Raw genomic sequence first — 23,443 nt, 5'->3', positions numbered from 1 at the left:
CCGGAAAGGGAACGTACGATCGACAACCGTGCAGCAAGGTTCGGAGAACACTTCCCGTCGCGGCCGTCGCTCCTCCACCATGGGCGGCATGCCGCTGAATGACATGCCCTGGTGGCGCTGGCGCAGCAACGTGCGCTCGGCGCTGCACATGCTCTCCGACCCCGTCTTCCACCACGAGTGCTGGCTGGCCGGCCGGGAGGGGTACGGCGACGTCACCGACGCCGTGTACCGCCTGGTCGAGGACACCTGGCTGGACAACTGGTCCGCCGAGAAGTACATCGGGACGATCTTCCGCGACGCGGGCGAGTCCGCTCTCGTCGACGTCGCCGTGCTCCGGGTGCTGCGCATCATGCACCAGGTCGGCGCGGACGCACCCGTCTCGGCGTATCTGGAGCACCACGGCTGGCCGGAGGCGGTGCGGGCCGCCCGCGAGGCCCATGTGCTGCTCGCCACCAACGACGGCGAGGACCCGGACACCCCGCCGCGCTCCCTGGACGTGCTCCGCATCCTGACCAGCTCGGCCTGATACCGGCCCGATATGGCACGCTACGGGGATGACCGCGCCGCAGCCTGCTGAAACCACACCGGAGCAGTACGTCCTCACCCTCTCCTGCCCAGACAAAAAGGGCATCGTGCACGCCGTGTCGAGCTATCTCTTCATGACCGGCTGCAACATCGAGGACAGCCAGCAGTTCGGCGACCACGACACGGGCCTGTTCTTCATGCGGGTCCACTTCTCGGCGGACAGTCCGGTGACGGTGGAGAAGCTGCGGGCCAGCTTCGCCGCGATCGGCGACTCTTTCCGGATGGACTGGCAGATCCACCGTTCCTCGGAGCGGATGCGGGTCGTGCTGATGGTCAGCAAGTTCGGCCACTGCCTCAACGACCTGCTGTTCCGCTCGCGGATCGGGGCGCTGCCGATCGAGATCGCCGCCGTCGTCTCGAACCACACGGACTTCGCGGAGCTCGTCGCCTCCTACGGCGTCCCCTTCCGGCACATCCCGGTGGCCAAGGAGACCAAGGCCGCCGCGGAGGCGGAGCTGCTGGAGCTGGTCCGCGAGGAGAACGTCGAACTGGTCGTCCTCGCCCGCTACATGCAGGTCCTCTCCGACGATCTGTGCAAGCAGCTGAGCGGCCGGATCATCAACATCCACCACTCCTTCCTGCCGAGCTTCAAGGGCGCGAAGCCGTACCACCAGGCGCACGCCCGCGGGGTGAAGTTGATCGGTGCGACGGCGCACTATGTGACGGCCGACCTCGACGAGGGGCCGATCATCGAGCAGGAGGTCGAGCGGGTGGGCCACGGCGTCACCCCGGACCAGCTGGTCGCCGTCGGCCGCGACGTGGAGTGCCGGGCACTGGCGCGCGCGGTGAAGTGGCACGCGGAACGCCGCATTCTGCTCAACGGCCGCCGTACGGTGATCTTCGCGTAGTGCCGTGACGGGGCAGAGCCGGCCGGGAGCGGCAGCAGGGAAGCCGGAGGTGCGGAGTCAGAGCCTGCTCAGGGACGCCGCCGCGAACAGTACGTCGCGGATCGCCTCGCGGTCGCCCTCCTGACCGGCCGCGGCCTCCACCGGAGGCACGTGCCCCGCCATCAGCTGGCAGAACTCGACGCCGTCCAGCGCGACCTGCGCCACCGCGTGCGCGGCCGAGCCGACCGCGGCGGGGGAGTCCAGCGGGATGTACCAGTCGCCGCCGCCCGTGCCCTCGATCTCCAGATGCAGCGAACGGCCCGGTGAACCTGCCGTCACCGGATGGCGGACCGGGCCGGCCAGCCCCGATCTGCGGCGCTCGGCGAGGGCGGCCGGGATGAGCCGGGCCGCCAGGTCGACCATCCGGTGGAGATGGGCGGCGGACGGCGCCTCGTACGGATAGTCCACCGCGCCCGCGATGTCACCGCCGTGCACCCAGCATTCGAAGGCCCGGTCCAGCAGCGCGTCGCGCATCGGAAGGGCGAAGTCGCCGTACGAGACGGAGAGTTCGGCGACTCTGCGGCCGGCGAAGGACACCGTACGGATGAGGGTGTGGCTCTGCCCGCGCCACGGTTCGTGGATCGCGCGGGTGGGCGGCCGGCGGGCCGTCGACCAGTACTTCTCGGTGCGCGCGGCGGGCGGGAGCGGCCAGTCGTCGCCCCGGCCCGTGGTGCCGTCGCCGAGCGGTACGTCGAGGCCGAGGGCGGCGGCGACCAGCCCGTCGACGGTCATGAGATGGCCGATGACACCCGCGACCGTCGTCTTGCGGCTGACCTCCGTCTCGCCCTCGAACCATCTCAGCCGCAACGGGGCGTGCCACTCCGAGCCACCGATGTCACGCAGCAGCGCGTCGAGCCGCGCGGTCTCCGCGTCGTACGGAGCGGCCCAGTCCGGTACCGGGATCCTGGCCGGACGGCGGCTCAGACACGTGTCGATCACCCGGGAACGCAGCGTCGGATCGAGGTCCAGACTGCGGTCGGTCTGGAGCAGGCCGACCGCGTCGCGCAGCCGGAGGGCCTCGTCGGCACAGGCGGCGCACTCGGTCAGATGCGCCTCGACGGCCTCGGTCTCCTCCGCCGAGCAGGCGGCCAGCGCCCAGGCGCCGAGGAGGGCCTTGAGGACACGGTGGGGGAGCACCAGGGCCGGTGCGGCGGGTGAGCCCGGTGGTGCCACGGCAGATTCCGGTTCCGGTGTCGTCGGCCGCGGGGTCGGCCGCGGGTCCTCGGGCTGAGGCCCGGTCGGGGGAACGGGCGGCGGCAGGGGTACGGCGTCGAGGTCGAAGTCGTCCGCCGCGGCCCGCGGTCCCGGTACGCGCCGCGCGCCCCGCATCTCGTCGCCGCGTCGGCCGTCCTCGCGTCCGTCCGCGTCGTCGTCACCGGTCACAGCGGCCGTCCGTATCCGGGTGGCGAGGACCCCTCCAGCGGGCGGGTGTGCGCGGTGGAGAGCAACTGGAGCCCGAGCCGCAGTCGGCGGCGGGCCTCGTCCTCGGTGACCCCGAGGTCGGTCGCGGTCTGCCGGTAGTCGCGGCGCTGGACGTACGCGAGCTCCAGCGCGGCCCGCAGCGGGGCGGGCATGGACGCGACGATGTAGTCGGCGCGCGCGGCGGCGGTGGCCCTGCGCACCCGCTCCTCCAGCTCGGCAGGGGAGGCGGCCCCGGAATTCTCATCCGTACCTTCCGTACCGTCCTGGAGGCTGTCCGCCTCGCCGCGCAGCCGCCGCACGGACTGGCGATGCGTGAGCCGGGCCACCCAGGACCGCATCGAGCCCTGCTTCGGGTCGTACGAGTCCGGGTTCTCCCACACGTAACCGAAGACCTCGCAGGTCACCAGGTCGGCGGCGGTCTCGTCGTCGAGCATCCGGTGGGCCTGGCTGTGCACGAGCGCGGCGAACCGGTCGTAGAGCTCGCCGAGCGCAGCCGCCTCACCGCGTGCCAGCCGCTGCTGCATCCTGCGGTCCCAGCGGGGTGGTGTGTTTCTCGCCATGCGACCCCCAGCCCTGTTCCCCTCGTCACATCGAATGTAGTCGGCGGCACCGGCCGTGCACGTCCCTTTGCGGCAAGTACGTCCTTTGAAGAGGCCGGAGATGATAGAGAATGCGCCATCCGCGGATGAGGGGATCGGACCGAAACGATCATTTCGGTCCGAACCCGGCTGTGTCCGTCGAGCGGTCCGGTGTTTCATGGGTCTGCGGCGCGGGCAGCCGCGAGGAGGAACGGAAACTTCCGCATCGTCGGAATCCCCGGAACGAGAGGCCCAGTCGCGTGAGGAATCCTTGCCCTCGTGGAAACCACCCACCGGCTGCAACCACCCACGCCCCCCGGCTCACCCAGGAACGTTCCCGGACGTCACTGAGAGTGGCCGAGACCGTGCAGGGCGACTGGACGGTGCTGCGCATACGCGGCGAACTGGATCTCGTGTCGTCGCCCGTCGTGCGCCAGTCCGTCCATGAGGCGGTCGCCACCGGCCGCCACGACGTGGTGCTCGACCTCTCCGAGGTCCTGTTCTGCGATTCCAGCGGCGTCGGCGTGCTGATCGCGTCCCGCCGTCTGATGCGCTCCTGCGGAGGCCGGCTGCGGCTGATCCTCCCGGCCCGCGGCGCGGAGGAGGGCTCCCACGTCAACCGGGTGCTCGCCGCCCTCGGCGTACGCCGGCTCTTCGACGTCTACCCCGACCGGTCCGCGGCCGTCGACGACGAGGCCCAGCCGCTCTCGGCGTGAGGCCGTAAGTGAACGTGGCGCCGGTCGGCGTCGTACGCTCCCCGCATGGACAGCGCAGAGTATGAGCGCAAGATCGCCTTCCGCTTCGCCGCCTTCGACCAGGACGGCAACGGATACATCGATCGCGCGGATTTCAGTGCCGCCGCGGCCCGTCTGCTCACCGAATTCGGTACGACGGCCCGCTGTGACAAGGGCCAGGCGCTCTACACCGGGGCCGAAGCCCTCTGGCAGGGCATGGCGGGCATCGCGGACGTCGACGGGGACCAGCGCGTCACCCGTGAGGAGTTCGTGGGCGGAGCCGTGAAACGGCTGCGCGACAACCCCGAGCGCTTCGCGGAGATCGCCCGCCCGTTCCTGCGCGCCGCGCTCGCCGTGGCGGACCGGGACAACGAGGGCGCGGCCTCCGTACCCGCCGTGGAGCGGGCGCTCCGGGTGCTGGGCGCGAGCGCGGAGACGGCGGGTCTCGCGGCGCGGAGCCTGGATGCGGACCAGGACGGCAGGATCACCGAGGACGGGGTGGTGGCGGCGTTCGCCACGTACTTCACGGTGATCGCACCGGACGCCTGACGTGCTGTTCCCTGGCCCTCGGGCCAGGGACTGCGGCCCGGGTCGTCCGCCCCTTCCGGGGGCTTCCTGCTTCGGCGGGCTGTGCCGGGACTCTCGGGGACAGGCCGGGCACCATTTGCGGTGGCCGGCCGACGTCGTGGTGCACGGCGTAGCCGCGGAGTCGGCCTGCCCATCGGACCGCCAACCAGTGCCATCAGGCTGCGATGTACCGCCCCGGTGATCGACTTGGCGGCACAGCCGGACGGGGCCGTCCTGCGGTCGGCATTCACTGGCCAGACGCACCGTTAAGCTCGGCATCATGCCCAAGAAGCCTTCCGTTTCCATCCCTCCCATGCTTGGCAACGTGATCCTTACGATGGGTGACCGGCCCATTGAGGTGGCTGCTCTTCTGGAGTCGGTGGAGAAGCAGGACGGGGGGCCGGTGCCCACCGTAGTGATCGGCCAGGGCGCCCCCCTGCCGCCGATGCCGGACTGGGTGGACGCCGTCGAGATGAAGGAAAACCTGGGCATCCCAGGGGGCCGTAATGCGGGCGTACAGCGGCTGCGGGACCGGGGCGACATCGATGTGGTGGTCGTCCTGGACGATGACGGCCTGCTACCACGCCGGGACACGATGCAACTCATCCGCGAGGCGTTTGCCACGTCGCCCCGGCTCGGCGTGGTGGGATTCCGTATTGAGGACGAGGAAGGGCTGACACAGCGGCGCCACGTACCACGTCTGCGTGCCTCCGACCCCATGCGCTCGTCGAAGGTGACCACCTTCCTCGGCGGCGGCCACGCCATCCGCATGAGCGTGATCGACGAGGTGGGTGACTTCCCCGCCCCGTTCTTCTACGCACACGAGGAGACAGACTTTGCCTGGCGGGCGCTGGATGCCGGCTGGGACATCGAGTACCGGGCCGACATGGTGCTCCGGCACCCCCGGACATCCCCGGCCCGGCATGCGGCCTACTACCGGAACGTGGCGCGCAACCGGGTGTGGCTGGCGTGCCGACACCTTCCCGCCATCCTGGTCCCGGTCTACCTGGGTGTCTGGGCGCTGCTCACAATGGTGCGTCGCCCCCCCTCTTTCGGGGCTTCGCGCGTGGTGGGGCGGTTTCTTCGAAGGCGTACGGACGCCGTGCCCGCCCCGGCGTCCGATGCGCTGGCGCACGGTCTGGCGGATGACACAGCTGGGCCGCCCACCCGTCATCTGACCGAATGGGCGACCCGGAACCGGTCAGCTCAGGACGGTGTGCAGCGCGCGCACGACCCTCATGACGTCGTCGTCAGTCATCGCCGGGTAGCAGGGCAGCGACAGTTGCTGACCAGCGACACGGTCGGTGACCTGGAGAGGGTGCTTCTTCTGACCGCCACGCAGACAGCTGCGCGGATGGTGAAGGTTGTACGCGGCGAGTGCGTGCACCGGTTTGAAATGAGAACTCGTGCCGATCATGTGCTCGGAAAGTAGCCGTTCGGACACCATGTCGCGGCTCCTACAGCAGACGTCCGGGTCGATCAGCACCGAGTAGAGGAACCAGCCGTGCTCGACCCCGTCGAGGACAGTGGGCAGGACCAGGCCGGGCAGACCCGTGAGCTCACTGGTGTACATCTCGGCGATCTCTCGGCGGCGAGCTGTGAAGACGGGCAATTTCCGGAACTGCTGGAGTCCGACGGCTGCCGTGATATCGGGCATGACGTACTTCAAGCCCGGGACCGTAACTTCGTAGGCGGCGGTGCTCCGGCGTCCGTGGCGCTGCCACACCGATGAGTCGATGCCGTGGCGCCCGAGAAGCCGGGCTCGTTCGACGAGACGGGCGCGGCCCAGGAGCATTCCTCCCTCTCCGCTGGTGATGACCTTGTTTGCGTAGAACGACAGGGTCGTGAGGTCCCCGACGCTGCCGGCCCGGTATCCGTCGCGGCTTGCCTGGAGTGCATGGGCGGCGTCCTCGATGAGGAGCAGCCCGTGATCGTCGGCCAGCTTCCGGAAGGCGACCAGGTCGCAGGGATGGCCTCCGTAGTGCATCACCACGATCGCCTTGGTGTCATTTGTGATCGCGGCCTCCGTGGCGGCCAGGTCGATGTTGCACGTGTCGGGATCGACGTCGACGAACACCGGATCGGCTCCGGTCTGCACGATCGCGTTGGGCGCGGCACAGAACGTCAGACTGGCGGTGATCACCTGGTCCTCGGGGCCGATATTCGCAGCGAGCAGGCCCAAGTGCAGAGCGGCGGTGCAGGACGACACGGCGAAGCTGTCCTCCTGGCCCAGTGCCTGACGCACTTCGTATTCGAACTGGATGGCCTTGGGCCCATGGGTCAGCCAACCCGAGCGGAGGGTGTCGGTGACCTCGGCAATCTCCTCGTCTCCGATGGAAGGCCTGTTCCAGGGAAGGAAGACGCCGGGCCGGGCGTTCATCGTTCATCTCCGAAGGCGTCCGTGTACTCGGCGTGGAGACGCTCACAGTCCTGTGAACCGAGTACGGCTACCCGGTTGCTGGCGATCGCGAGGCGCAGCCCGGCGTGATTGTCGTACTGCGGATCCTGGGGGTCCTTTACGGTGCCCTCGGCGACGGCTGTAGCGATCTCCTGAACGCCCTGCTTCAGCGTGGTGGAGCAGGTGCCGGGCATCGCTTCGCGCAGGCGAGCGAACGACACGCGGTAGTCGCGTGCATCAGTCTCGTCGAGCTCCGGGCCGTAATCGATCAAAGCCAGGGGGACGACGTCCTCGACGATTTTCGCGATGTCGCCAATGGTGTGGTTCTCCTGGTCGCTGCCGACGTTCCAGACGTGGTTGCCGGGCATGGTCAGGGCCTGTGCCAGGACGTGCACGACATCGTTGACGTGCACGAGGGGGCGGCGCTGGCCGCCGCCGTTGAGGGGAATGATTCCGCCAGCGACTGCGCGGGAGGTCATGCGATTGACCACCGAGTCCAGGCGCTGACGCGGGGACAGCCCATGGACGGTGGCCAGCCGCAGGACGGTGGTGGGGACGCAGCCCAAGACCTCGGGGAGGCGCCTCTCCGCCAGGACCTTGGTCCTGGCATAGATGCCCAGCGGGTTCGTCGGTGTCTCCTCGTCGACGGTTCCCTCGTGACGGCCGTAGACGCTGCACGAGGAGAAGAAGACGAACCGCCCAACGCCGGCCTGCACGGCGGCGTCGGCAGCGAGTATCGGGGCCGCGTAGTTGAGTTCGACCGCGAGCCGCTCGTCGGTCGCGCAGGCGGGTTCACCAACGAGCCCGCCGAGGTGCACGACCACGTCCGCACCAGCCGAGACATCGCCGAGAATGACGGGCTCGCGCAGATCGCCTTGAACAAACTTTGCCGCCGCAGGCAGGAGCTGGGCTGGGTCGTCATCGCGGTTGTAGATCAAGCCGTCAACCACGGTGACGTCGAGGCCCTGTCGTACGAGGTGATGAGCAGCGACAGAACCGATGTACCCGGCTCCGCCCAGCAGGACAACGCGCATGGTGTTTTCCTTCGATGAGGTCAGACAATGGGGGCGGAGGTGGGGACCATCCAGGCGGGCACGACGTGAGGGTTGGACTTGAGCCAGGTGACGTAGCGGTCGATGCCCGCTTCGAGCGTGACGGTCGGCTTCCAGCCGAGGAGTTCCCAGGATCTGCGGGTGTCCGCATAGCCGCCGAGCGGATCTCCTTCCGGCAGCGGCGCGTCGGTCAGCTCAGCTTCCGGGTAGTGGCGGGCGATCACCTCGGCGATCTCACGCACGGATGTCGCCCGTCCGCTACCGACATTGATCGTCTGGCCCGCGGCTCCGTCCGCGACGAGCGCCAGCACCGTCGCGCGGGCGATGTCGTCGACGTGCACCATGTCACGGACTTGCCGGCCGCCACCGTTGAGTCGCATGGGCAGGCCGAGCTGGGCCGACATCGAGAGCCACGGCACCATCCACGAATGCGATCCGGGCTTCGGTACCTGCGGGTTACCGTAGACGGAGAAGTACCGCACCACCGAGTACTGCTGGTCTTGTGACCTGCCGAGCATCAGCCGAACCTGATGTTCGCCCCACAGCTTGGTGTTCGCGTAGACGGAGATCGGCACCAGCGGCTGACTCTCCGTGAACTGCTGCACGCCGCCCTCGCCGCCATTGCCGTAGACGGAGGCCGAGGACACGAACACCAATCGCTTCACCGGCGACCGGAGAGTTTCCTGCAGCACGGTCTGCGTGCCCTGAAGGTTCGCTGCGAAAGCGACCTCGGGCTTGCGAGTACAAGCAGCAACATCCGCATACGCGGCAGCGTGGATCACGTAGTCGGCCTGCTGAACCAGCCAACGGACGGTCGCGACCTCGCGCACGTCCCCCAGGATCACTTCGACTGCATTCGAGTCGATGTCGAAGAGCCCGCGGACCGAGTGCGGGTAGGCGTCGAACCGGTCCAGGACACAGGCCTGGGCTCCGTTCGCCTTCAGCAGCGCAACGATGCGGCTGCCGACGAGGCCGCCTCCTCCTGTGACGAGTACCCGGGCGCCATTGAGCTCCCGTAAGCGCGAATCTCTCATGTTCGTGACCCTTCTGGTCTGGGGATGCATACGGACGGGGTTCGTTGATCGGCTTGCTTCTGTGTCAGGCACCAGCACTGACGTACAGGCCGGGGCCAAAGGGGCCGTGGTTGTCGTGATGCAGCAGACCGTCTGCGACGAGGTGGCGGCACGCCCGCCGCACCTGCTCTGCTGTGAAGTCGTGTTCGGCAGCCAAGAGGCCAGTGGGGAGAGCCAGCCCCGGCCAGTAGTAGCCGCTGGACATCCACGCGCGGACGGACCAGTCCAGGTCGACATCCGCGGTGCATCCCACCCGGTTCGAGGACGCGAGAGGCCGACCAGGCCCGGCACCAGACGATCAGCCCGGCAGCGTCGAGTCGGGTGAGCGCACCCCGTATCAGCGGTTGCGAATAGGCCAATTCCTCCTGGAGGTCGCTAATCGTGGGGAGTTGTTCTCCGGGGGCGCAGTAGGAAGCGATGAGTTGCTGTGCCGTTGTCGACCGCGCCGAAGACAGGCCGGTCTCCGTGTCGAGAGGCGGCGTTCATCGGAGTGAAGGCGGCCATCATTGGCTGTCTCCGGAACTCACATCGATCGTGCACCAGGTGGTGCAACCGTCCGTGCTGACACCCCACACATCGGCGAGGGCATCGACAAGGAGCAGTCCTCGGCCCCCCTCTTCGTCGTTTTCGGGCCGGCGACGTTCGGCCTGGCGCCCGGGCGTGCGGTCGTTGACAGCGATATGCGCCTTGCTCAAGAAGCTGTCGTACGCGACGTACAGTCCAACCGTGCCCGAGGCGCCGTACAGCACCGCGTTCGACAGCAGCTCACTGATCGCTACGAGAACCGGGCCGCCTACCAGACCGGCAGCCTGGCCAGCTTCGAAGCCGACACCGGAGCCCCACATGAAGCCTTGCGGCTGGTCAGCGAAGCCCGCCACCACCTTGGCAACGACGTACCTGTCCTTGCTACCGTGTGGCTGTCATCCATCGAGGCCCTCGCCCACGCAAGCAAGGGTGACCGCTCTGCCTGCGAACGCGCTCTGCGGACTTGCGAACGCCACGCGAGCAAGATGCCCACCGGCCCTGTCGTCTGGCCCTGGATCTTCGCGTTCGATGAGCGCAAGATCGCCTGCTGCCGGATCACCTGCGCGGCCCGCCTCGCATCCACACTGCCGATCCGGGTATCGGAGAAGGACATCGCGGTCGCACTCAGCAACGGCAACGACAAGCAAAGGGCGCTGCTGACCATCGACGCCGCCACCTGCCATCTCAGATCCGGTGACGCGGATGCCGCGTTCGCACTGGCCTCACGGGCCCTCGGAGACGGCATCCGGCTCCGCTCGGGAAAGATCGTGGAACGGGCACGTCGTCTTCGCTCCATCAACACGGACTCCGGACGCACGGCTATGGTGCGCGAGTTCGACGCTCAACTACACGCGACATATCTGTAGAGAGACAGTGAGATGCGTATCGGTATCACCGGCCACCGCGGCCTTCCATCGGAAGTGGCCGAACAGGTTCGCGCCAGCCTCGCCGCCCAGATCGAGGCACTGGACGCCACCGAACTCATTGCCGTCAGCTGCATCGCCGATGGGCCTGACGCGTGGTGGGCACAGATTGCCCTCGATGCAGGGGCCAAGCTCGAAGTCGTCATTCCGGCCACCGAATACCGCGCCGGACTGCCCAACTGGTACCACGCCGAATACGATCACCTTTTCGGCAGAGCTACCGACGTTCACCGCACCGGGCTCACCGAGTCGACCTCTGAAGCCCACCAGGCCGGAAGCGAAATCCTCGTCCGACTGTCCGACCAACTCCTGGCCGTATGGGACGGCAAACCCGCACGTGGCTACGGAGGAACAGCAGACGTCGTCAGCTACGCGCACCAAGTCGGCGTGCCCGTCACCATCCTCTGGCCGGACGGGGCCTCACGGTAGAAACGCCACGGCCACCCTAGTCTCCTGACCGTGCCGACCTGCCACCGTTGGTCGTATGTTCACTGGGAAGCACCGACGCCGCTCCGCGTGCGGACGACCTTCGCTGACCCGAGTCGTGCGCAACGGGCGGCAGGGTCATCGGCCGAGGTGTTCGCGCCGAGCCGGTCTGGCGCGGCGCTCACCTCGTGCCATGCCCCGGACGAACCGCCCCTTCCGTCAGGAGAACCGCTCCCGAAGCCGGTACTTCAGTACCTTCCGCAGCGTCTCGTTGCGCGGCAGCGCCGCCACCACCTCCAGTTGTTCCGGCAGCTTGTGCACGGACAGGCCCTCCGCCCGCAGGTGACCGGTGATCTCCGGCAGGGTCAGAGGGGCGGCGCCCGCCGGCTGCTCCACTACCGCGCAGACGCGTTCGCCGCGCTCCGGGTCGGGAAGCCCGATCACCGCCACGTCCCCGACGCCCGGGTGCCGGTGCAGCAGGTCCTCTATCTCCTTGGCCGAGATGTTCTCGCCCTTGCGGATGATGATGTCCTTCAGCCGCCCGGTGAGCACCAGGTGCCCGCTCGCCTCCACATGACCGACATCGCCGGTGATGAGGAACCCGTCCGCGTCGAAGGCCGCGGCCGACGCCTCCGGGTCCAGATAGCCCTTGCAGACGGCCTCGCCGCGCAGCCGTACCTCTCCGTCGGTGCCGTACGGCAGTGGTTTGCCGTCCTCGTCGTTGATCCGTATCTCCATGCCCTCGGGCGGGCGCCCCTCCGTCCCGGCGAGGTGCTCCGCCGTGTCGTCGGGGGCACCCATCGTGATCATCGGGACCTCGGTCATGCCGTACCCGTGGGTGAGCTGGACGCCCATCTCACGTACCACCGCGTGGTAGATCTCCGGCGGTTTCGGCGCCCCGCCGCCCGCGAGCAGCCGCAGGGTGGGGATCAGCTTCCGCTCCGGGGCCTTGCGCTGCTCGGTCAGGAACATCGAGTAGAACGCCGTGGACCCGCCCGCGACCGTCACCCCGTGCCGCCGGTAGCCCGCCAGCGCGTCCGGCATCGCGAAGTGCTCGAAGAGGACCGCCGGGAAGCCGTACAGCAGCAGCATCACCGTGTAGTCGGGCCCGGCGACATGGGCGAACGGGAACGCCATCGAGCCGATGTCGTCGGCCGACAGCCGCAGCGCGTGGGCCAGGCAGGAGCCGCCCGCGATCAGGCTGCGGTCGGTGTGGAGGACCCCCTTCGGGTCGGAGGTGGTGCCCGAGGTCCAGTAGATCCAGCGCACCGCCGTCCCGTCGGCGGGCGGCGGCGGCAGCACGGACGGGTCGCCGTCCGGCAGTGACTCGTACGCCTCGAAGACCAGCGGCGGGTGCTCCGCCTCCGCGGCCAGCCGGTGCGCCATCGCCGTGTGGTCGAAGCCACGCCAGATACCGGGCACGGCGAAGAAGCCGGCCTTCGACTCGCGCAGCGCGAACCCCACCTCGCGGTCCCGGTAGAACGGGATGACGGGTGTCTGTACGGCCCCGATGCGGGTGAGGGCGAAGGAGAGCAGCGCCGTTTCGAGACGGGTCGGCAGCTGCCAGGCGACGACGCTGCCGGGGCGCACGCCCATTCCCCACAGCCCGGCCGCGACCCGCTCGCCGCGACTGCACAGCTCGCCGAAGGTCAGGGTGCGGTCGTCCTGGATCAGGACGGTGTGGGCCGGGGTCAGTGCGGCCCGGCGCTCGATGAGTTCCCAGAAGGTGCCAGATGCGCCCAGGGCGTGTGCGGTCTCGTTCACGGCGAACCCCTCACAGCTGACGGGTAGTCAGATAGTGCGGAGAGCGTAGAGCGCTGCGCCTTGTCGGTCCAGGGGTGCGGGGCTAACCTGTGCGGAAACTGAATCTGACGAACCATCAGATACTTTCAGTGTGCGCCGAAGGGGACACCATGACGTCAGCGGAACTGCCTCGGATCGTCAGCGTCGACGACCATGTGATCGAGCCGCCGCACCTCTTCTCGACCTGGCTGCCCGCCAAGTACCGCGAGCGCGGCCCGCAGCCGCTCACCGCGGGCATCGGGGAGCTGGCGTACACGGGGGGCAAGTACGTCATCACGATGGACCCGGACGGGCCGCCCACCGACTGGTGGATCTACGAGGACCTGAAATTCCCGTACAAGCGGAACATCGCCGCCGTCGGCTTCGACCGCGACGACATGACGCTGGAGGGGATCACCCGGGCCGAGATGCGCCCCGGCTGCTGGGACCCGGCCGAGCGGCTCAAGGACATGGACCTCAACCACGTCGAGGCGAGCCTCTGCTTCCCCACCTTCCCGCGCTTCTGCGGCCAGACCTTCGCCGAGGCCCACGACAAGGAGGTCGCCCTCGCCTGCGTCCGCGCCTACAACGACTGGATGGTGGAGGAGTGGTGCGGCGACAGCGGCGGCCGGCTCATTCCGCTCTGCATCATCCCGCTCTGGGACATCGACCTGGCGGTCGCGGAGATCCGGCGGAACGCGGCGCGCGGGGTGCGCGCGGTGACCTTCTCCGAGATCCCCACGTACCTCGGCCTGCCATCGATCCACACCGGCTACTGGGACCCGTTCTTCGCGGCCTGCCAGGAGACCGGCACGGTCGTCAACATGCACATCGGGTCCAGCTCGCAGATGCCCGCCGCCTCACCGGACGCCCCGCCCGCCGTGCAGGCCAGCCTCTCCTTCAACAACGCCATGGCCTCGATGATGGACTTCCTGTTCAGCGGTGTCCTGGTGAAGTTCCCCCGGCTGAAACTCGCCTACAGCGAGGGTCAGATGGGCTGGATCCCGTACGCCCTGGAGCGCGCCGACGACGTCTGGGAGGAGCACCGTGCCTGGGGCGGGGTGCGCGATCTGATCCCCGAGCCGCCGTCCACGTACTACTACCGTCAGATGTTCTGCTGCTTCTTCCGCGACAAGCACGGGGTCGCCTCGCTCGACGTCGTCGGACGGGACAACGCCACCTTCGAGACCGACTACCCGCACGTCGACTCGACCTTCCCGCACACCAAGGAGGTCGCCCTCGACCACGTCAGGGGACTGGACGACGAGACCGTCTACAAACTGATGCGCGGAAACGCGATCCGGATGCTCGATCTGGACCTCGACAAGTAGGCGCGCGGTGGATCTCGCGTACACGGAGGAAGAAGAGGCGTTCCGGGCGCGACTGCGCGAATGGCTGGCCGGCGTGCTGCCGGCACTGCCCGCGAAGCCCGGACCCGACGACTGGCCGGGGCGCCGCGCATACGACACCGCCTGGCAGCGGATGCTGTACGACGCGGGCTACGCGGGCCTGCACTGGCCCGTCGACGCGGGCGGGCGGGGCGCCACCCCGACCCAGCACCTGATCTTCCTGGAGGAGACGGAGAAGGCCGGCGCCCCGTACGTCGGCGCGAACTTCGTCGGACTGCTGCACGCCGGTCCGACGATCGCGGCCGAGGGCACCGCCGCACAGCGGGCGCGCTGGCTGCCGCCGGTGCTGCGCGGCGACGAGATCTGGTGCCAGGGGTTCAGCGAGCCCGACGCCGGCTCGGACCTCGCCTCGCTGCGGACCCGGGCGGTGCGCGACGGCGACCACTATGTGGTGAGCGGGCAGAAGATCTGGACCTCGCACGCGGAGGTCGCCGACTGGTGCGAACTCCTGGTGCGCACGGACCCGGCGGCGCCCAAGCACCGCGGGATCAGCTGGCTCGCGATGGAGATGGACGCCCCCGGCATCACCGTCCGCCCGCTGCGCACCCTCGCAGGGTCCACCGAATTCGCCGAGATGTTCCTCGACGAGGTGCGGATACCGGTCTCCCACCGCGTCGGCGCGGAGAACGACGGCTGGCGGGTCACCATGGTCACCCTCTCCTTCGAGCGCGGTACGGCCTTCGTCGGCGAGGTCGTCGCCTGCCGCCGCACGCTGACCGCCCTGGCCGCCGAGGCGCGGGCGAACGGCCGCTGGGACGACCCGGTCCTGCGTCGCCGGCTGGGCAGGCTGAACGCCGAATTCCGGGCGCTGTGGCGGCTCACCCAGTGGAACGTCAGCGAGGCGCAGCGCAGCGGTGGCGTGCCCGGCACAGGTGGCTCGGTCTTCAAGCTGCGCTACTCGCAGGCCCGCCAGGAGCTGTACGAGGCGGCCGCCGAGGTGCTTGGCGCGGGCGCCGCCGATCTGGACCGGGAATGGGTCCTGGACCGGCTCTCCTCGCTCTCGTACACCATCGCCGCGGGCACCTCGCAGATCCAGCGGAACATCGTTGCCGAACGGATCCTCGGCCTGCCGAAGGGGCGGTGAGCGGACGGTGGACTTCCAGCTCTCGGACGACCAGCGGGACTTGAAGGCCGGGATACGGGAACTTCTCGCCGGACGCTTCGGCAGGGACCGGATGCGGGCGGCCCTCGACGGCGGTACGGGCATCGACCTGGCCCTGTGGCGGGAGCTCGGCGGGGCCGGGCTCTTCGCGCTGCGGCTGCCGGAGGCGGAGGGCGGTGTCGGGCTCGGCCTGCCCGAGTCGGTCCTGCTCTTCGAGGAGGTGGGACGGTCGCTGCTGCCGGGACCTCTGATCGCCACCCACCTCGCCGCGGGCGCGGTGAAGGGGGCGGCGGAGGGCGAGGCGGTGATCGCCGTGCTGGACGCGGGGCAGCCGGTGGGTCACCTGGGCGACGCGGACGGTCTGCTCGTGCTCGGGGCGGGGGAGGAAGACGCCCCGGGCCCGGCCGGCGGGATCCTGCGGGACGCCGTAAGGCTGCGGGAGGCCGCCGATCCCGTACGGTCGCTCGACCCGTTCACGCCCCTGTGGCGGGTCACGGGCCGAGTCGGCCCCGTCGAGCGGCTGCCCGGTGGGGCGCTGCGCGCCGAGGGTGCCCTGCTTGCCGCCGCCGAACAGCTCGGCAGCGCCGCCCGTACCACCGAGATGGCCGTCCAACACGCCGGTGAACGTGAACAGTTCGGTTCGCCGATCGGGTCCTTCCAGGCGGTCAAACACCTGTGCGCCGGGATGCTGGTCCGCACCGAACTGGCCCGTGGCGCCGTCTACGCGGCGGCCGTGACCGCGGACCGGGTCGAGATCGCGGGCGCCAAACTGCTCGCCGACGACGCGGCGGTCCGCAACGCGCGTGACTGCCTCCAGGTGCACGGCGGGATGGGCTTCACCTGGGAGGCAGACGTCCACCTGCACCTCAAGCGGGCCTGGCTGCGCTCCGGCCAGTGGCTGACGGCGGCGACGGCCGAGGAGGCACTTGCGGCCGACCTGTGCTGATCCCGGACGGTTTCCGTGCAGGTTTCGCCGGTGCGGCCGCGGGCGGCTGCGCGGGGCCGGAGCGTGACAAGCGGGCCGCTGAGCCTCACACAGCGGAGTTACGCAGTGCAGTCGGTCGACTCCGGAGCCGAGTTGTGTCCTTTGCGTGATTCGTCACGGGGTGGAGTCGGCGCCGGGCTCGGGTACTCTCCGTTGGATGCGACAGGATCTGGAACCGGGCGATCCGGGTGTTGCCCGTGCGGCGACTCCGGTCCGGAAGAGATGCCCTGATCGCCTTCCACGCAGAAGCGCCGAGCCTGCCCGGGGGGCGACTCCCACGGCCTCGATGCGCCTCTGTTCGACTTCCCGCAGCGTGCGTCGCACAGTATGCACGACGCGTACTCCTTCGCGCTGGAATATGCCCGAAGCGCTTGTTGCGGTGACTGTACGTCAACCATGCTGGCTCGTAAGGGAATCACGTTCCGTGACCCTGAGGAGGCGCGAGGCGATGTGTCCGCCGGTTCGGATGGTGTGAGCGGTGCAGGTGCTTCAGGTTCAGCTGGAGGTCGGGCCGGATCCCGCGGAGGTGGGGCGGGCCCGCAGATGGGCGCGATCGAGACTGGTCGGGTCCGGGATAAGAGACGACGAGCCGCTGGCCGAGACGCTCATCCTGCTGATCTCGGAGCTGGTCACCAATGCGGTGGTCCACACCGGGTGCCCGGCCGTGCTGCGCATGCTGTTCGGCTCGACGGGCACGGCGGGGGCGGCCGGGACCGTACGGGTCGAGGTGGCCGACGCCAGTTGCCGCCCGCCGCGGCAGCGCCACGCGGAGGGCGAGGACACCGGCGGCCGGGGCCTGGAGCTCGTCGACGGTCTCGCCGACCGCTGGGGCTGGCAGCCGGAGGGCGCGGGCAAGCGCATCTGGTGCGAGGTCGACCGGGACGCTCCGCTGATCCAGGCCGTGCCGGGAGTTCACAGCGCGGGCGATGCGGACCTCGGGGCTTGCAAGACTTCGCATGCTGTGACGAATCCCGCATAAAGGTTTAACCCGCATAAAGATCGAAGCAGTCGGTCCGGTGCGGGTCCGAGCGGTCCGGCGCGGCTCCGAGCCTCTTCAGAGGATCGCGACCGGGGCGACCGGGGTGCCGGTGGCGCCGACGAACGGCTCCGGCATCGCGGAGAGCAGAAAGCTGTAGCGACCCTCTTCCGCACAGGCCGTGGACAACTTTTCCAGGTTCCAGTTCTGGCCCTGCAGCATGCCCATCTCGACCAGGTCCAGCGCGTGCACCCCCAGCCAAAGATCCTCGATCTCGGGCGGGAAGATCTCGAAGGTCAGGGTGTCGTCGGCGACCGCCGCCGCATCGCGCGCCCGGAACCACTCGGGCGTCCGGATCGAGAGGCCGGGCGACGGGTAGCCGTACGCCTGTTTGTCGCCCGCCAGGTAGACCTGCACCTGCCCCGTCCGTACGAGCACGATGTCACCGGCCCGGACCCGGACCCCCGCCAGATCCTCGGCCGCGTCCAGGTCCTCGGGGGTGACGGCGTGGTTGCCGGGCAGCCGGTCGACACCGTGGGCGCGGGCCACGTCGAGCAGCACCCCGCGCGAGACGATGTGCGGCGCCTTGTCGATCCCGCTGAACCGTGCTCCGTCGTGGGCGGTGATCGTGGCGGCCGGGCGGCCGTTGTAGATCTTCCCCGAGTGCGAGGCGTGGGTGAGGGCGTCCCAGTGGGTGGCCGCCTGGAGGCTCAGGACCGCCGTGTCGTCGCTGGTGGCGACGGTGCCGGGGCCGAAGAGTTCCTGGTTGATCTGGACCATGGTGTGCAGCGGATTGATCCTCCCGGGGATCAGCCCGCTCTGGACGCCGTCCTGCTGGAGGGGCAGCGCGAGCGGCACACGCAGCCCGGCGCGGACGGTGGCAGCCGCCTCCCGTACGACGGCGTCGGTGATCAGGTTGAGCGTGCCGATCTCGTCGTCGGCGCCCCAGCGGCCCCAGTTGTTGACCCGCTTGGCGATGTCGTGGAACTCGGCCGGCAGTGACATGGGTACCTCCTGGGGCTTGTGTTCGTGAACCCGATGGCCCATAAAATCTAACGGTCCGTCAGAAACCGTGGGAAGGGGCCGGGCATGGGGAACTTCTTGGCAGGCAAAGTGGTGGCCGTGACCGGAGCCGGACGCGGCATCGGGAGGGCGGTCGCGCTCGCGGCGGCGGCCGAGGGGGCGCGAGTCGTCGTCAACGACTACGGCGTGTCCATCGAGGGCGGCGAGCCGAGCAGCGAGATAGCCGAGTCCGTCGTCAAGGAGATCGAGGCGGCGGGCGGTACGGCGGTGGCCGTCGCCGACGACATCTCCACGATGGCGGGCGGGCAGCGGATCGTGGACACGGCGCTCGCGCGGTACGGGCGGATCGACGGGGTCGTGTGCGTGGCGGGGATCCTGCGGGAACGGATGCTGTTCAACATGTCCGAGGAGGAGTGGGACCCGGTGGTCGCCACCCATCTCAAGGGCACCTTCACCGTTTTCCGGGCCGCCTCGGCGGTGATGCGGAAGCAGGAGGACGGCGGCACGCTGATCGGCTTCACCAGCGGCAACCATCAGGGCAGCGTCGCCCAGGCCAACTACAGCGCCGCGAAGGGCGGGATCATCTCGCTGGTCCGGAGCGCGGCGCTCGGCCTGCACAAGTACGGCGTCACGGCGAACGCCGTCGCACCCGTCGCCCGTACCCGGATGTCCGCCAATGTGCCCATGGAACTCAAGGAGATCGGCGAGCCGGAGGATGTGGCGGCGCTCGTCGTCTACCTGCTCAGCGAGCGGGCCCGCAAGGAGAAGATCACCGGCCAGGTGTACACGATCGCCGGTCCGAAGATCGCGGTCTGGGCCCAGCCGAGGGAGCTGCGAGCCGGGTACGCGGAAGGGGCCTGGACCCCGGAACGGATCGCGGACTTCCTGCCGGGGACGGTGGGTTCGGACCCGATGCCGATGCTGGCACAGCTGGAGGAGATGGCCGCGGCCGCTGCGGCGAAGGCACGGCCGAACAAAGCCGGCTCCTCCGGCCTTTGAGGAGCGGGTTCCGGGGGCGGAGCCCCCGGCCCCGGCGGTTCACCCGGTCCGACACATGCACGGCGGCTCGGACGAGATCCAGCGGAACACCATCGCCGAGCGAGCGCTCGGCCTACCGAGGGAGCCGAGATGAGAGGCGTCGTCTTCGACGGCAAGCGGACCGAGGTCGTCGACGATCTGGAGATACGCGATCCGGGCCCCGGCGAAGTGCTGGTGGCGGTGGCCGCGGCCGGACTGTGCCACAGCGATCTGTCGGTGATCGACGGGACGATTCCGTTCCCGTCGCCGGTGGTGCTCGGGCACGAGGGCGCGGGCGTTGTGGAGGCGGTCGGCGCGGGCGTCGGCCATGTGGTGCCCGGCGACCATGTGTCGCTGTCGACGCTGGCCAGCTGTGGGGCGTGCGCACAGTGCGACCGGGGCCGGCCGACGATGTGCCGCAAGGCGATCGGGATGCCTGGGCGGCCGTTCTCGCGGCGGGGCGAGCCGCTGTACCAGTTCGCCTCCAACTCGGCCTTCGCCGAACGGACGCTGGTCAAGGCCGTGCAGGCGGTGAAGATCCCCGCGGACCTGCCGTTCACGTCGGCGGCCCTGATCGGCTGCGGGGTGGTGACGGGAGTCGGGGCCGTACTCAACCGGGCGAAGGTCGACCGGGGCGACTCCGTGGTGGTGATCGGCACCGGCGGCATCGGTCTCAACGTCATCCAGGGGGCCCGGATCGCGGGCGCCCTGACGATCGTCGCCGTAGACGCCAACCCGGCGAAGGAGGCGGTGGCACGGCAGTTCGGCGCGACACACTTCCTGACGTCGGCCGACGGCGTACGGGAGATCCTGCCGAACGGCGCCGACCACGCCTTCGAGTGCGTGGGCCGTACGGAACTGATCCGAACCGCCATCGACCTGCTGGACCGGCACGGCCAGGCGATACTGCTGGGCGTCCCCGCGGCGACGGCGGAGGCCTCGTTCCTCGTCTCGTCGATGTTCCTGGACAAGTCGATCCTGGGCTGCCGGTACGGCTCCTCGCGCCCCCAGCGGGACATCGCGCTCTACGCGGAGCTGTACCGGGAGGGCAGGCTGCTGCTGGACGAACTCGTCACCGAGATCTACCCGGTGGAGGACTTCGCCAAGGCGGCGGACGACGCGCACCACGGGAGGGTGGCGCGCGGGGTGCTGGTCTTCTAGCTGGACTGGCTAGAGGGCTTCGTCCGGATCGGCGCTTGTACGCCAGACCGTCATGTCCGCCGTCACGAAGCTGAACCCGCCCCTCGGCAGCGCGGTCGACTTCGTCTGGATCACGAGCAGCGCGATGTCTCCGGAGGGGTGCTTCATACAGATCTCGCTGCCCGCCGCAGCCGCGGCCAGCGGGAGGCGGCGGTCGTCGGCGCCGGTGAGGGCGCGGCGGCACGAATCGAAGGTGGCGCCCGGCTTGTCGTACAGCAGCGTGATCACGCTGGTGTCGCTCTCCAGCGCGCAGCTGGTCTCCTTGCAGACGAAGCGGATGTCCCCCTTGCGGTCCTTGCGCTCGACAGGCTTCTCGATGCCCAGTGAGTTCTTCTCGTCCAGCCACTGGAGGGGGTACGCGACGGCTTGCGGCGGCTTGGGCGCCCCCGAGGAGGGGCGCGACGCCTCTGGTGTCCCGCCACCGGCCCCTGAGTCCGGCGCGGATGCCGATGAGGACGCCGACGTCCGTCCGGACGCCGTCGGACCGGGCGTCGAGGATGCGGCCGCACCCCGGTGGCCGAGCCGGTCCGCCGCGTCCATGACCGTCCACGTCAAGCCCGTCAGCAGCAGCGCACCCGCCGCCACGGCTGCCGTGATGAGCGCGGTGCGTCGCCGAAGGGGCCGCCGCGCGTCCTGCCTAGCCGGCTGCGGCGGCGCGAGAAACGGCAGTGTGTGCACCGGGGTGGGATCGGGGACCGGAGACGGAACCGTCACCTCCGGCCCCGTGACCTCCCGCCAGACGGCCGGCCCCGCCCCCGCGTCGGCGTCCCGGCCCAGCCGCTGTCGGCACCACTCGACGATCTCCTCGGGGGTGGCCCGCTCCTGCGGATCGGCGGCGAGGCACCGGGCGATCAGCGGACGGAGCTGCGCGGGCAGAAGAGACAGGTCAGGTTCCGAGTGCACGATCCGGTACAGCACGCTGACCGAGGGGCCGTCCCCGTACAGCGGCTCGCCCAGCGCCGCGAACGCCGCTGTCTGGCCGAGCGCGAAGACGTCGGTCGCCGCCGTGACCTCACCCGCGGACGCCTGCTCGGGAGCCATGAACTGGGGCGTGCCGATGGCAGTGCCCGTGGCTGTGTGCGAGGTGATGCCGGAGGCCAGCGAGATGCCGAAGTCGATCACCCGCGGCCCGTCGGCGGCCAGCAGTACGTTCGACGGTTTCAGGTCCCGGTGCACGATTCCCGCACCATGGACGGCCTGCAGCGCCTCGGCCACCCCCGCCATCAGCCACAGCACCGCCGGCACCGGCAGTGGTCCGCGACGGGCGACGGCCTCTGCCAGGGAGGGCCCGGGCACGTACAGCGTGGCCAGCCAGGGCGGTACGCCGTCCGCGTCGGCGTCGATCAGCTCGGCGGTGTACGCGCCCCGGACCCGCTGGGCCGCCTTTATCTCCCGGCTGAACCGCTGCCGGAAGGCCGGGTCGTCGGCCAGCTCCGGCCGTACCACCTTGATCGCCACCGGTCGACCGCCCTGCGTGTGCGACAGGTAGACCCGGCCCATGCCTCCCGCGCCGAGCCGGGCGGCCAGGCGGTAGCCGGCCACCAGGGGCGGATCGTCCGCCTGCAGTGGCTCGAATGCCTCAGTCGCGTTGTTCATCGGCCCTCGTCCCCCTGATCTCCCCAGATCCCCTGATCCGATGAGCTGATCAGCAGCAGCCTAGAGGTTGTCCCGTGACCGCTGGTCGGTTCCGGGGCGCAGGGTCCGAAACCCCGCCCGCTGTTCCGGACGAAACCTCCCAGGGCGCCGCAACCGCGTCCGCGCCCTCACCGGCCCCCGGCCGTCGCCCGGAACGTCCGCCGGTACGCCGTCGGTGACACCCCCAGCGCCGCCTGGAGATGCTGCCGCAGCGAGGTGGGCGTCCCGAAGCCCGCGTCCCGCGCCACCTGATCGATCGACAGGTCCGTCGACTCCAGCAGTTGCCGGGCCCGTTCGATCCGTTGCCGGGTCAGCCACTGGACGGGGCTGACCCCGACCTCCTCACGGAAGCGGCGGGTGAACGTCCGTACGCTCATCGACTCCTGCTGCGCCATGTCGCGCAGCAGGATCGGTCGCTCCAGCCGCCCGAGCGCCCAGGCGCGCGCCGTGGTGGTGGTCGCGAACTGGGTCTCGGGCACGGGGCGCTGGATGTACTGCGCCTGCCCGCCGTCCCGGTGCGGGGGTACGACCGTGCGGCGGGCGACGTCATTGGCGACGGCGGTGCCGTGGTCGCGGCGCACGATGTGCAGGCAGAGGTCGATTCCGGCGGCGACCCCGGCGGAGGTCAGGACGTCGCCGTCGTCGATGAACAGGACGTCCGGGTCGACACGGACCTTCGGGAAGAGCTGCTGGAAATGGTCGGCGGAGGACCAGTGCGTGGTGGCGGGCCGCCCGTCGAGATATCCGGCCGCGGCCAGTACGTAACTGCCCGTGCAGATGGAGACCATCCGGGTACCCGGCCTGATGTGCGCGAACGCGGCGGCCAGCTCGTTGGTGAGCCTGCCCTCCGCGTAGACGGGGCCGAGTTCGTAACTGGCGGGGATCACGACGGTGTCGGCGGTGGCCAGCGTCTCCGGGCCGCGTTCGACGGTGATCGTGAAGTCCGCGTCGGTGCGGACCGGGCCCGGCGGGCGGATGGAACAGGTCACGACTTCATAGAGTTTGCGGCCCTTGTTGCGCGGCTCGGAACCGAGCGATCGGCCGAAAATCCTTTGTGGGATGCCCAGTTCGAAGGGAAGCAGCCCGTCGAGGGCCAGGACGGCGATTCGGTGCGGCACCGGCGGACTCCCTTCGCCCCTAGCTG

The 23,443-nt window shown here is 69.7% G+C and carries 23 protein-coding genes and 1 pseudogene; 13 read left to right on the top strand and 11 right to left on the bottom strand.

Annotated features, from left to right (window positions below):
• Window positions 1-79 precede the first annotated feature (79 nt).
• Entirely contained in the window at window positions 80-526 is a 447-nt protein-coding gene (locus tag ACZ7L9_RS14135) for an SCO4402 family protein (protein WP_471415690.1), read from the top strand.
• A gap of 28 nt (window positions 527-554) precedes the next feature.
• Window positions 555-1,433, top strand: coding sequence for a formyltetrahydrofolate deformylase (gene purU, locus ACZ7L9_RS14130; RefSeq protein WP_471415274.1), 879 nt, complete (start codon window positions 555-557; stop codon window positions 1,431-1,433).
• A 57-nt stretch (window positions 1,434-1,490) separates the two neighbouring features.
• Here purU and ACZ7L9_RS14125 read toward each other — a convergent pair whose 3' ends face one another.
• Both ACZ7L9_RS14125 and ACZ7L9_RS14120 read right to left on the bottom strand, forming a co-directional pair.
• Window positions 1,491-2,801, bottom strand: a complete 1,311-nt coding sequence (locus tag ACZ7L9_RS14125; RefSeq protein WP_471415689.1) for a zf-HC2 domain-containing protein — start codon at window positions 2,799-2,801, stop codon at window positions 1,491-1,493.
• Between the two features lie 50 nt (window positions 2,802-2,851).
• Window positions 2,852-3,454 carry an RNA polymerase sigma factor gene (locus ACZ7L9_RS14120; protein WP_471415273.1) on the bottom strand — a complete coding sequence of 201 codons (603 nt, stop codon included), beginning with the start codon at window positions 3,452-3,454 and terminating at the stop codon, window positions 2,852-2,854.
• Between the two features lie 365 nt (window positions 3,455-3,819).
• Here ACZ7L9_RS14120 and ACZ7L9_RS14115 point away from each other — a divergent pair, with 365 nt between their 5' ends.
• From ACZ7L9_RS14115 to ACZ7L9_RS14105, 3 genes and pseudogenes are all read left to right on the top strand, one after another.
• Window positions 3,820-4,188 carry an STAS domain-containing protein gene (locus tag ACZ7L9_RS14115; RefSeq protein WP_471415688.1) on the top strand — a complete coding sequence of 123 codons (369 nt, stop codon included), beginning with the start codon at window positions 3,820-3,822 and terminating at the stop codon, window positions 4,186-4,188.
• 45 nt (window positions 4,189-4,233) lie between these two features.
• Complete coding sequence (locus tag ACZ7L9_RS14110; RefSeq protein ID WP_471415272.1) at window positions 4,234-4,755, top strand: EF-hand domain-containing protein; 522 nt, start codon at window positions 4,234-4,236, stop codon at window positions 4,753-4,755.
• 298 nt (window positions 4,756-5,053) lie between these two features.
• Window positions 5,054-5,951, top strand: a pseudogene (locus tag ACZ7L9_RS14105) (glycosyltransferase family 2 protein).
• A 23-nt stretch (window positions 5,952-5,974) separates the two neighbouring features.
• Here ACZ7L9_RS14105 and ACZ7L9_RS14100 read toward each other — a convergent pair.
• The 5 genes from ACZ7L9_RS14100 to ACZ7L9_RS14080 all read right to left on the bottom strand — a co-directional run bounded on the left by ACZ7L9_RS14100 (window position 5,975) and on the right by ACZ7L9_RS14080 (window position 10,174).
• Entirely contained in the window at window positions 5,975-7,153 is a 1,179-nt protein-coding gene (locus ACZ7L9_RS14100; protein WP_471415270.1) for a DegT/DnrJ/EryC1/StrS family aminotransferase, read from the bottom strand.
• The gene (locus ACZ7L9_RS14095; protein WP_471415268.1) at window positions 7,150-8,205 is read right to left on the bottom strand and encodes an NAD-dependent epimerase/dehydratase family protein; all 1,056 of its coding nucleotides are present in this window, start codon (window positions 8,203-8,205) and stop codon (window positions 7,150-7,152) included. The genes ACZ7L9_RS14100 and ACZ7L9_RS14095 overlap by 4 nt, the downstream gene beginning before the upstream one ends.
• Window positions 8,206-8,225: 20 nt before the next feature.
• Window positions 8,226-9,257 carry an NAD-dependent epimerase/dehydratase family protein gene (locus tag ACZ7L9_RS14090; RefSeq protein ID WP_471415266.1) on the bottom strand — a complete coding sequence of 344 codons (1,032 nt, stop codon included), beginning with the start codon at window positions 9,255-9,257 and terminating at the stop codon, window positions 8,226-8,228.
• Window positions 9,254-9,715 carry a GntR family transcriptional regulator gene (locus ACZ7L9_RS14085; protein WP_471415687.1) on the bottom strand — a complete coding sequence of 154 codons (462 nt, stop codon included), beginning with the start codon at window positions 9,713-9,715 and terminating at the stop codon, window positions 9,254-9,256. Before ACZ7L9_RS14085 ends, ACZ7L9_RS14090 begins: the two co-directional genes overlap by 4 nt.
• 84 nt (window positions 9,716-9,799) lie before the next feature.
• On the bottom strand, window positions 9,800-10,174 hold the full coding sequence (locus ACZ7L9_RS14080) for an ATP-binding protein (protein WP_471415264.1): 375 nt from the start codon (window positions 10,172-10,174) through the stop codon (window positions 9,800-9,802).
• A gap of 132 nt (window positions 10,175-10,306) precedes the next feature.
• On the opposite strand from ACZ7L9_RS14080, the gene ACZ7L9_RS14075 reads away from it, so the two are divergent.
• Together ACZ7L9_RS14075 and ACZ7L9_RS14070 are read left to right on the top strand one after the other, a co-directional pair.
• Window positions 10,307-10,687 carry a hypothetical protein gene (locus ACZ7L9_RS14075; protein ID WP_471415263.1) on the top strand — a complete coding sequence of 127 codons (381 nt, stop codon included), beginning with the start codon at window positions 10,307-10,309 and terminating at the stop codon, window positions 10,685-10,687.
• 12 nt (window positions 10,688-10,699) lie between these two features.
• Window positions 10,700-11,173: a hypothetical protein gene (locus tag ACZ7L9_RS14070; protein ID WP_471415261.1), complete on the top strand. Its 474-nt coding sequence runs from the start codon at window positions 10,700-10,702 to the stop codon at window positions 11,171-11,173.
• Window positions 11,174-11,389: 216 nt separating this feature from the next.
• Here the strand turns inward: ACZ7L9_RS14070 and ACZ7L9_RS14065 are convergent, their stop codons facing one another.
• Window positions 11,390-12,934: a class I adenylate-forming enzyme family protein gene (locus tag ACZ7L9_RS14065; RefSeq protein ID WP_471415258.1), complete on the bottom strand. Its 1,545-nt coding sequence runs from the start codon at window positions 12,932-12,934 to the stop codon at window positions 11,390-11,392.
• 149 nt (window positions 12,935-13,083) lie between these two features.
• On the opposite strand from ACZ7L9_RS14065, the gene ACZ7L9_RS14060 reads away from it, so the two are divergent.
• From ACZ7L9_RS14060 to ACZ7L9_RS14045, 4 genes are all read left to right on the top strand, one after another.
• A complete protein-coding gene (locus tag ACZ7L9_RS14060; protein WP_471415257.1) occupies window positions 13,084-14,283 on the top strand; it encodes an amidohydrolase family protein in 1,200 nt (399 codons plus the stop codon).
• 7 nt (window positions 14,284-14,290) lie between these two features.
• Entirely contained in the window at window positions 14,291-15,445 is a 1,155-nt protein-coding gene (locus ACZ7L9_RS14055; protein WP_471415256.1) for an acyl-CoA dehydrogenase, read from the top strand.
• 7 nt (window positions 15,446-15,452) lie between these two features.
• The gene (locus ACZ7L9_RS14050; RefSeq protein ID WP_471415254.1) at window positions 15,453-16,409 is read left to right on the top strand and encodes an acyl-CoA dehydrogenase family protein; all 957 of its coding nucleotides are present in this window, start codon (window positions 15,453-15,455) and stop codon (window positions 16,407-16,409) included.
• A 517-nt stretch (window positions 16,410-16,926) separates the two neighbouring features.
• Window positions 16,927-17,427: an ATP-binding protein gene (locus tag ACZ7L9_RS14045; protein WP_471415252.1), complete on the top strand. Its 501-nt coding sequence runs from the start codon at window positions 16,927-16,929 to the stop codon at window positions 17,425-17,427.
• Between the two features lie 75 nt (window positions 17,428-17,502).
• On the opposite strand, the gene ACZ7L9_RS14040 is transcribed toward ACZ7L9_RS14045, so the two are convergent.
• A complete protein-coding gene (locus ACZ7L9_RS14040) occupies window positions 17,503-18,429 on the bottom strand; it encodes a cyclase family protein (protein WP_471415250.1) in 927 nt (308 codons plus the stop codon).
• 84 nt (window positions 18,430-18,513) lie between these two features.
• On the opposite strand from ACZ7L9_RS14040, the gene ACZ7L9_RS14035 reads away from it, so the two are divergent.
• Both ACZ7L9_RS14035 and ACZ7L9_RS14030 read left to right on the top strand, forming a co-directional pair.
• A complete protein-coding gene (locus ACZ7L9_RS14035; RefSeq protein ID WP_471415249.1) occupies window positions 18,514-19,446 on the top strand; it encodes an SDR family oxidoreductase in 933 nt (310 codons plus the stop codon).
• 129 nt (window positions 19,447-19,575) lie between these two features.
• The gene (locus ACZ7L9_RS14030; protein ID WP_471415245.1) at window positions 19,576-20,625 is read left to right on the top strand and encodes a Zn-dependent alcohol dehydrogenase; all 1,050 of its coding nucleotides are present in this window, start codon (window positions 19,576-19,578) and stop codon (window positions 20,623-20,625) included.
• Window positions 20,626-20,634: 9 nt separating this feature from the next.
• On the opposite strand, the gene ACZ7L9_RS14025 is transcribed toward ACZ7L9_RS14030, so the two are convergent.
• Window positions 20,635-22,260, bottom strand: coding sequence for a serine/threonine-protein kinase (locus tag ACZ7L9_RS14025; protein ID WP_471415243.1), 1,626 nt, complete (start codon window positions 22,258-22,260; stop codon window positions 20,635-20,637).
• 167 nt (window positions 22,261-22,427) lie between these two features.
• Window positions 22,428-23,417, bottom strand: a complete 990-nt coding sequence (locus tag ACZ7L9_RS14020) for a GlxA family transcriptional regulator (protein ID WP_471415241.1) — start codon at window positions 23,415-23,417, stop codon at window positions 22,428-22,430.
• Window positions 23,418-23,443 lie beyond the last annotated feature (26 nt).

Source organism: Streptomyces sp. NPDC111516, from assembly GCF_055635345.1.
Note: the sequence above shows the minus strand (reverse complement) of the source record. Positions and strands in the feature narration are given on the sequence as shown.

Coding starts and splice junctions, on each gene's coding strand:
- purU (WP_471415274.1), top strand. CDS start 555: ATGACCGCGCCGCAGCCTGCTGAAACCACACCGGAGCAGTACGTCCTC.
- ACZ7L9_RS14035 (WP_471415249.1), top strand. CDS start 18,514: ATGGGGAACTTCTTGGCAGGCAAAGTGGTGGCCGTGACCGGAGCCGGA.
- ACZ7L9_RS14030 (WP_471415245.1), top strand. CDS start 19,576: ATGAGAGGCGTCGTCTTCGACGGCAAGCGGACCGAGGTCGTCGACGAT.
- ACZ7L9_RS14120 (WP_471415273.1), bottom strand. CDS start 3,454: ATGGCGAGAAACACACCACCCCGCTGGGACCGCAGGATGCAGCAGCGG.
- ACZ7L9_RS14040 (WP_471415250.1), bottom strand. CDS start 18,429: ATGTCACTGCCGGCCGAGTTCCACGACATCGCCAAGCGGGTCAACAAC.
- ACZ7L9_RS14110 (WP_471415272.1), top strand. CDS start 4,234: ATGGACAGCGCAGAGTATGAGCGCAAGATCGCCTTCCGCTTCGCCGCC.
- ACZ7L9_RS14060 (WP_471415257.1), top strand. CDS start 13,084: ATGACGTCAGCGGAACTGCCTCGGATCGTCAGCGTCGACGACCATGTG.
- ACZ7L9_RS14135 (WP_471415690.1), top strand. CDS start 80: ATGGGCGGCATGCCGCTGAATGACATGCCCTGGTGGCGCTGGCGCAGC.
- ACZ7L9_RS14075 (WP_471415263.1), top strand. CDS start 10,307: ATGCCCACCGGCCCTGTCGTCTGGCCCTGGATCTTCGCGTTCGATGAG.
- ACZ7L9_RS14025 (WP_471415243.1), bottom strand. CDS start 22,260: ATGAACAACGCGACTGAGGCATTCGAGCCACTGCAGGCGGACGATCCG.
- ACZ7L9_RS14090 (WP_471415266.1), bottom strand. CDS start 9,257: ATGAGAGATTCGCGCTTACGGGAGCTCAATGGCGCCCGGGTACTCGTC.
- ACZ7L9_RS14095 (WP_471415268.1), bottom strand. CDS start 8,205: ATGCGCGTTGTCCTGCTGGGCGGAGCCGGGTACATCGGTTCTGTCGCT.
- ACZ7L9_RS14100 (WP_471415270.1), bottom strand. CDS start 7,153: ATGAACGCCCGGCCCGGCGTCTTCCTTCCCTGGAACAGGCCTTCCATC.
- ACZ7L9_RS14125 (WP_471415689.1), bottom strand. CDS start 2,801: ATGCGGGGCGCGCGGCGCGTACCGGGACCGCGGGCCGCGGCGGACGAC.
- ACZ7L9_RS14070 (WP_471415261.1), top strand. CDS start 10,700: ATGCGTATCGGTATCACCGGCCACCGCGGCCTTCCATCGGAAGTGGCC.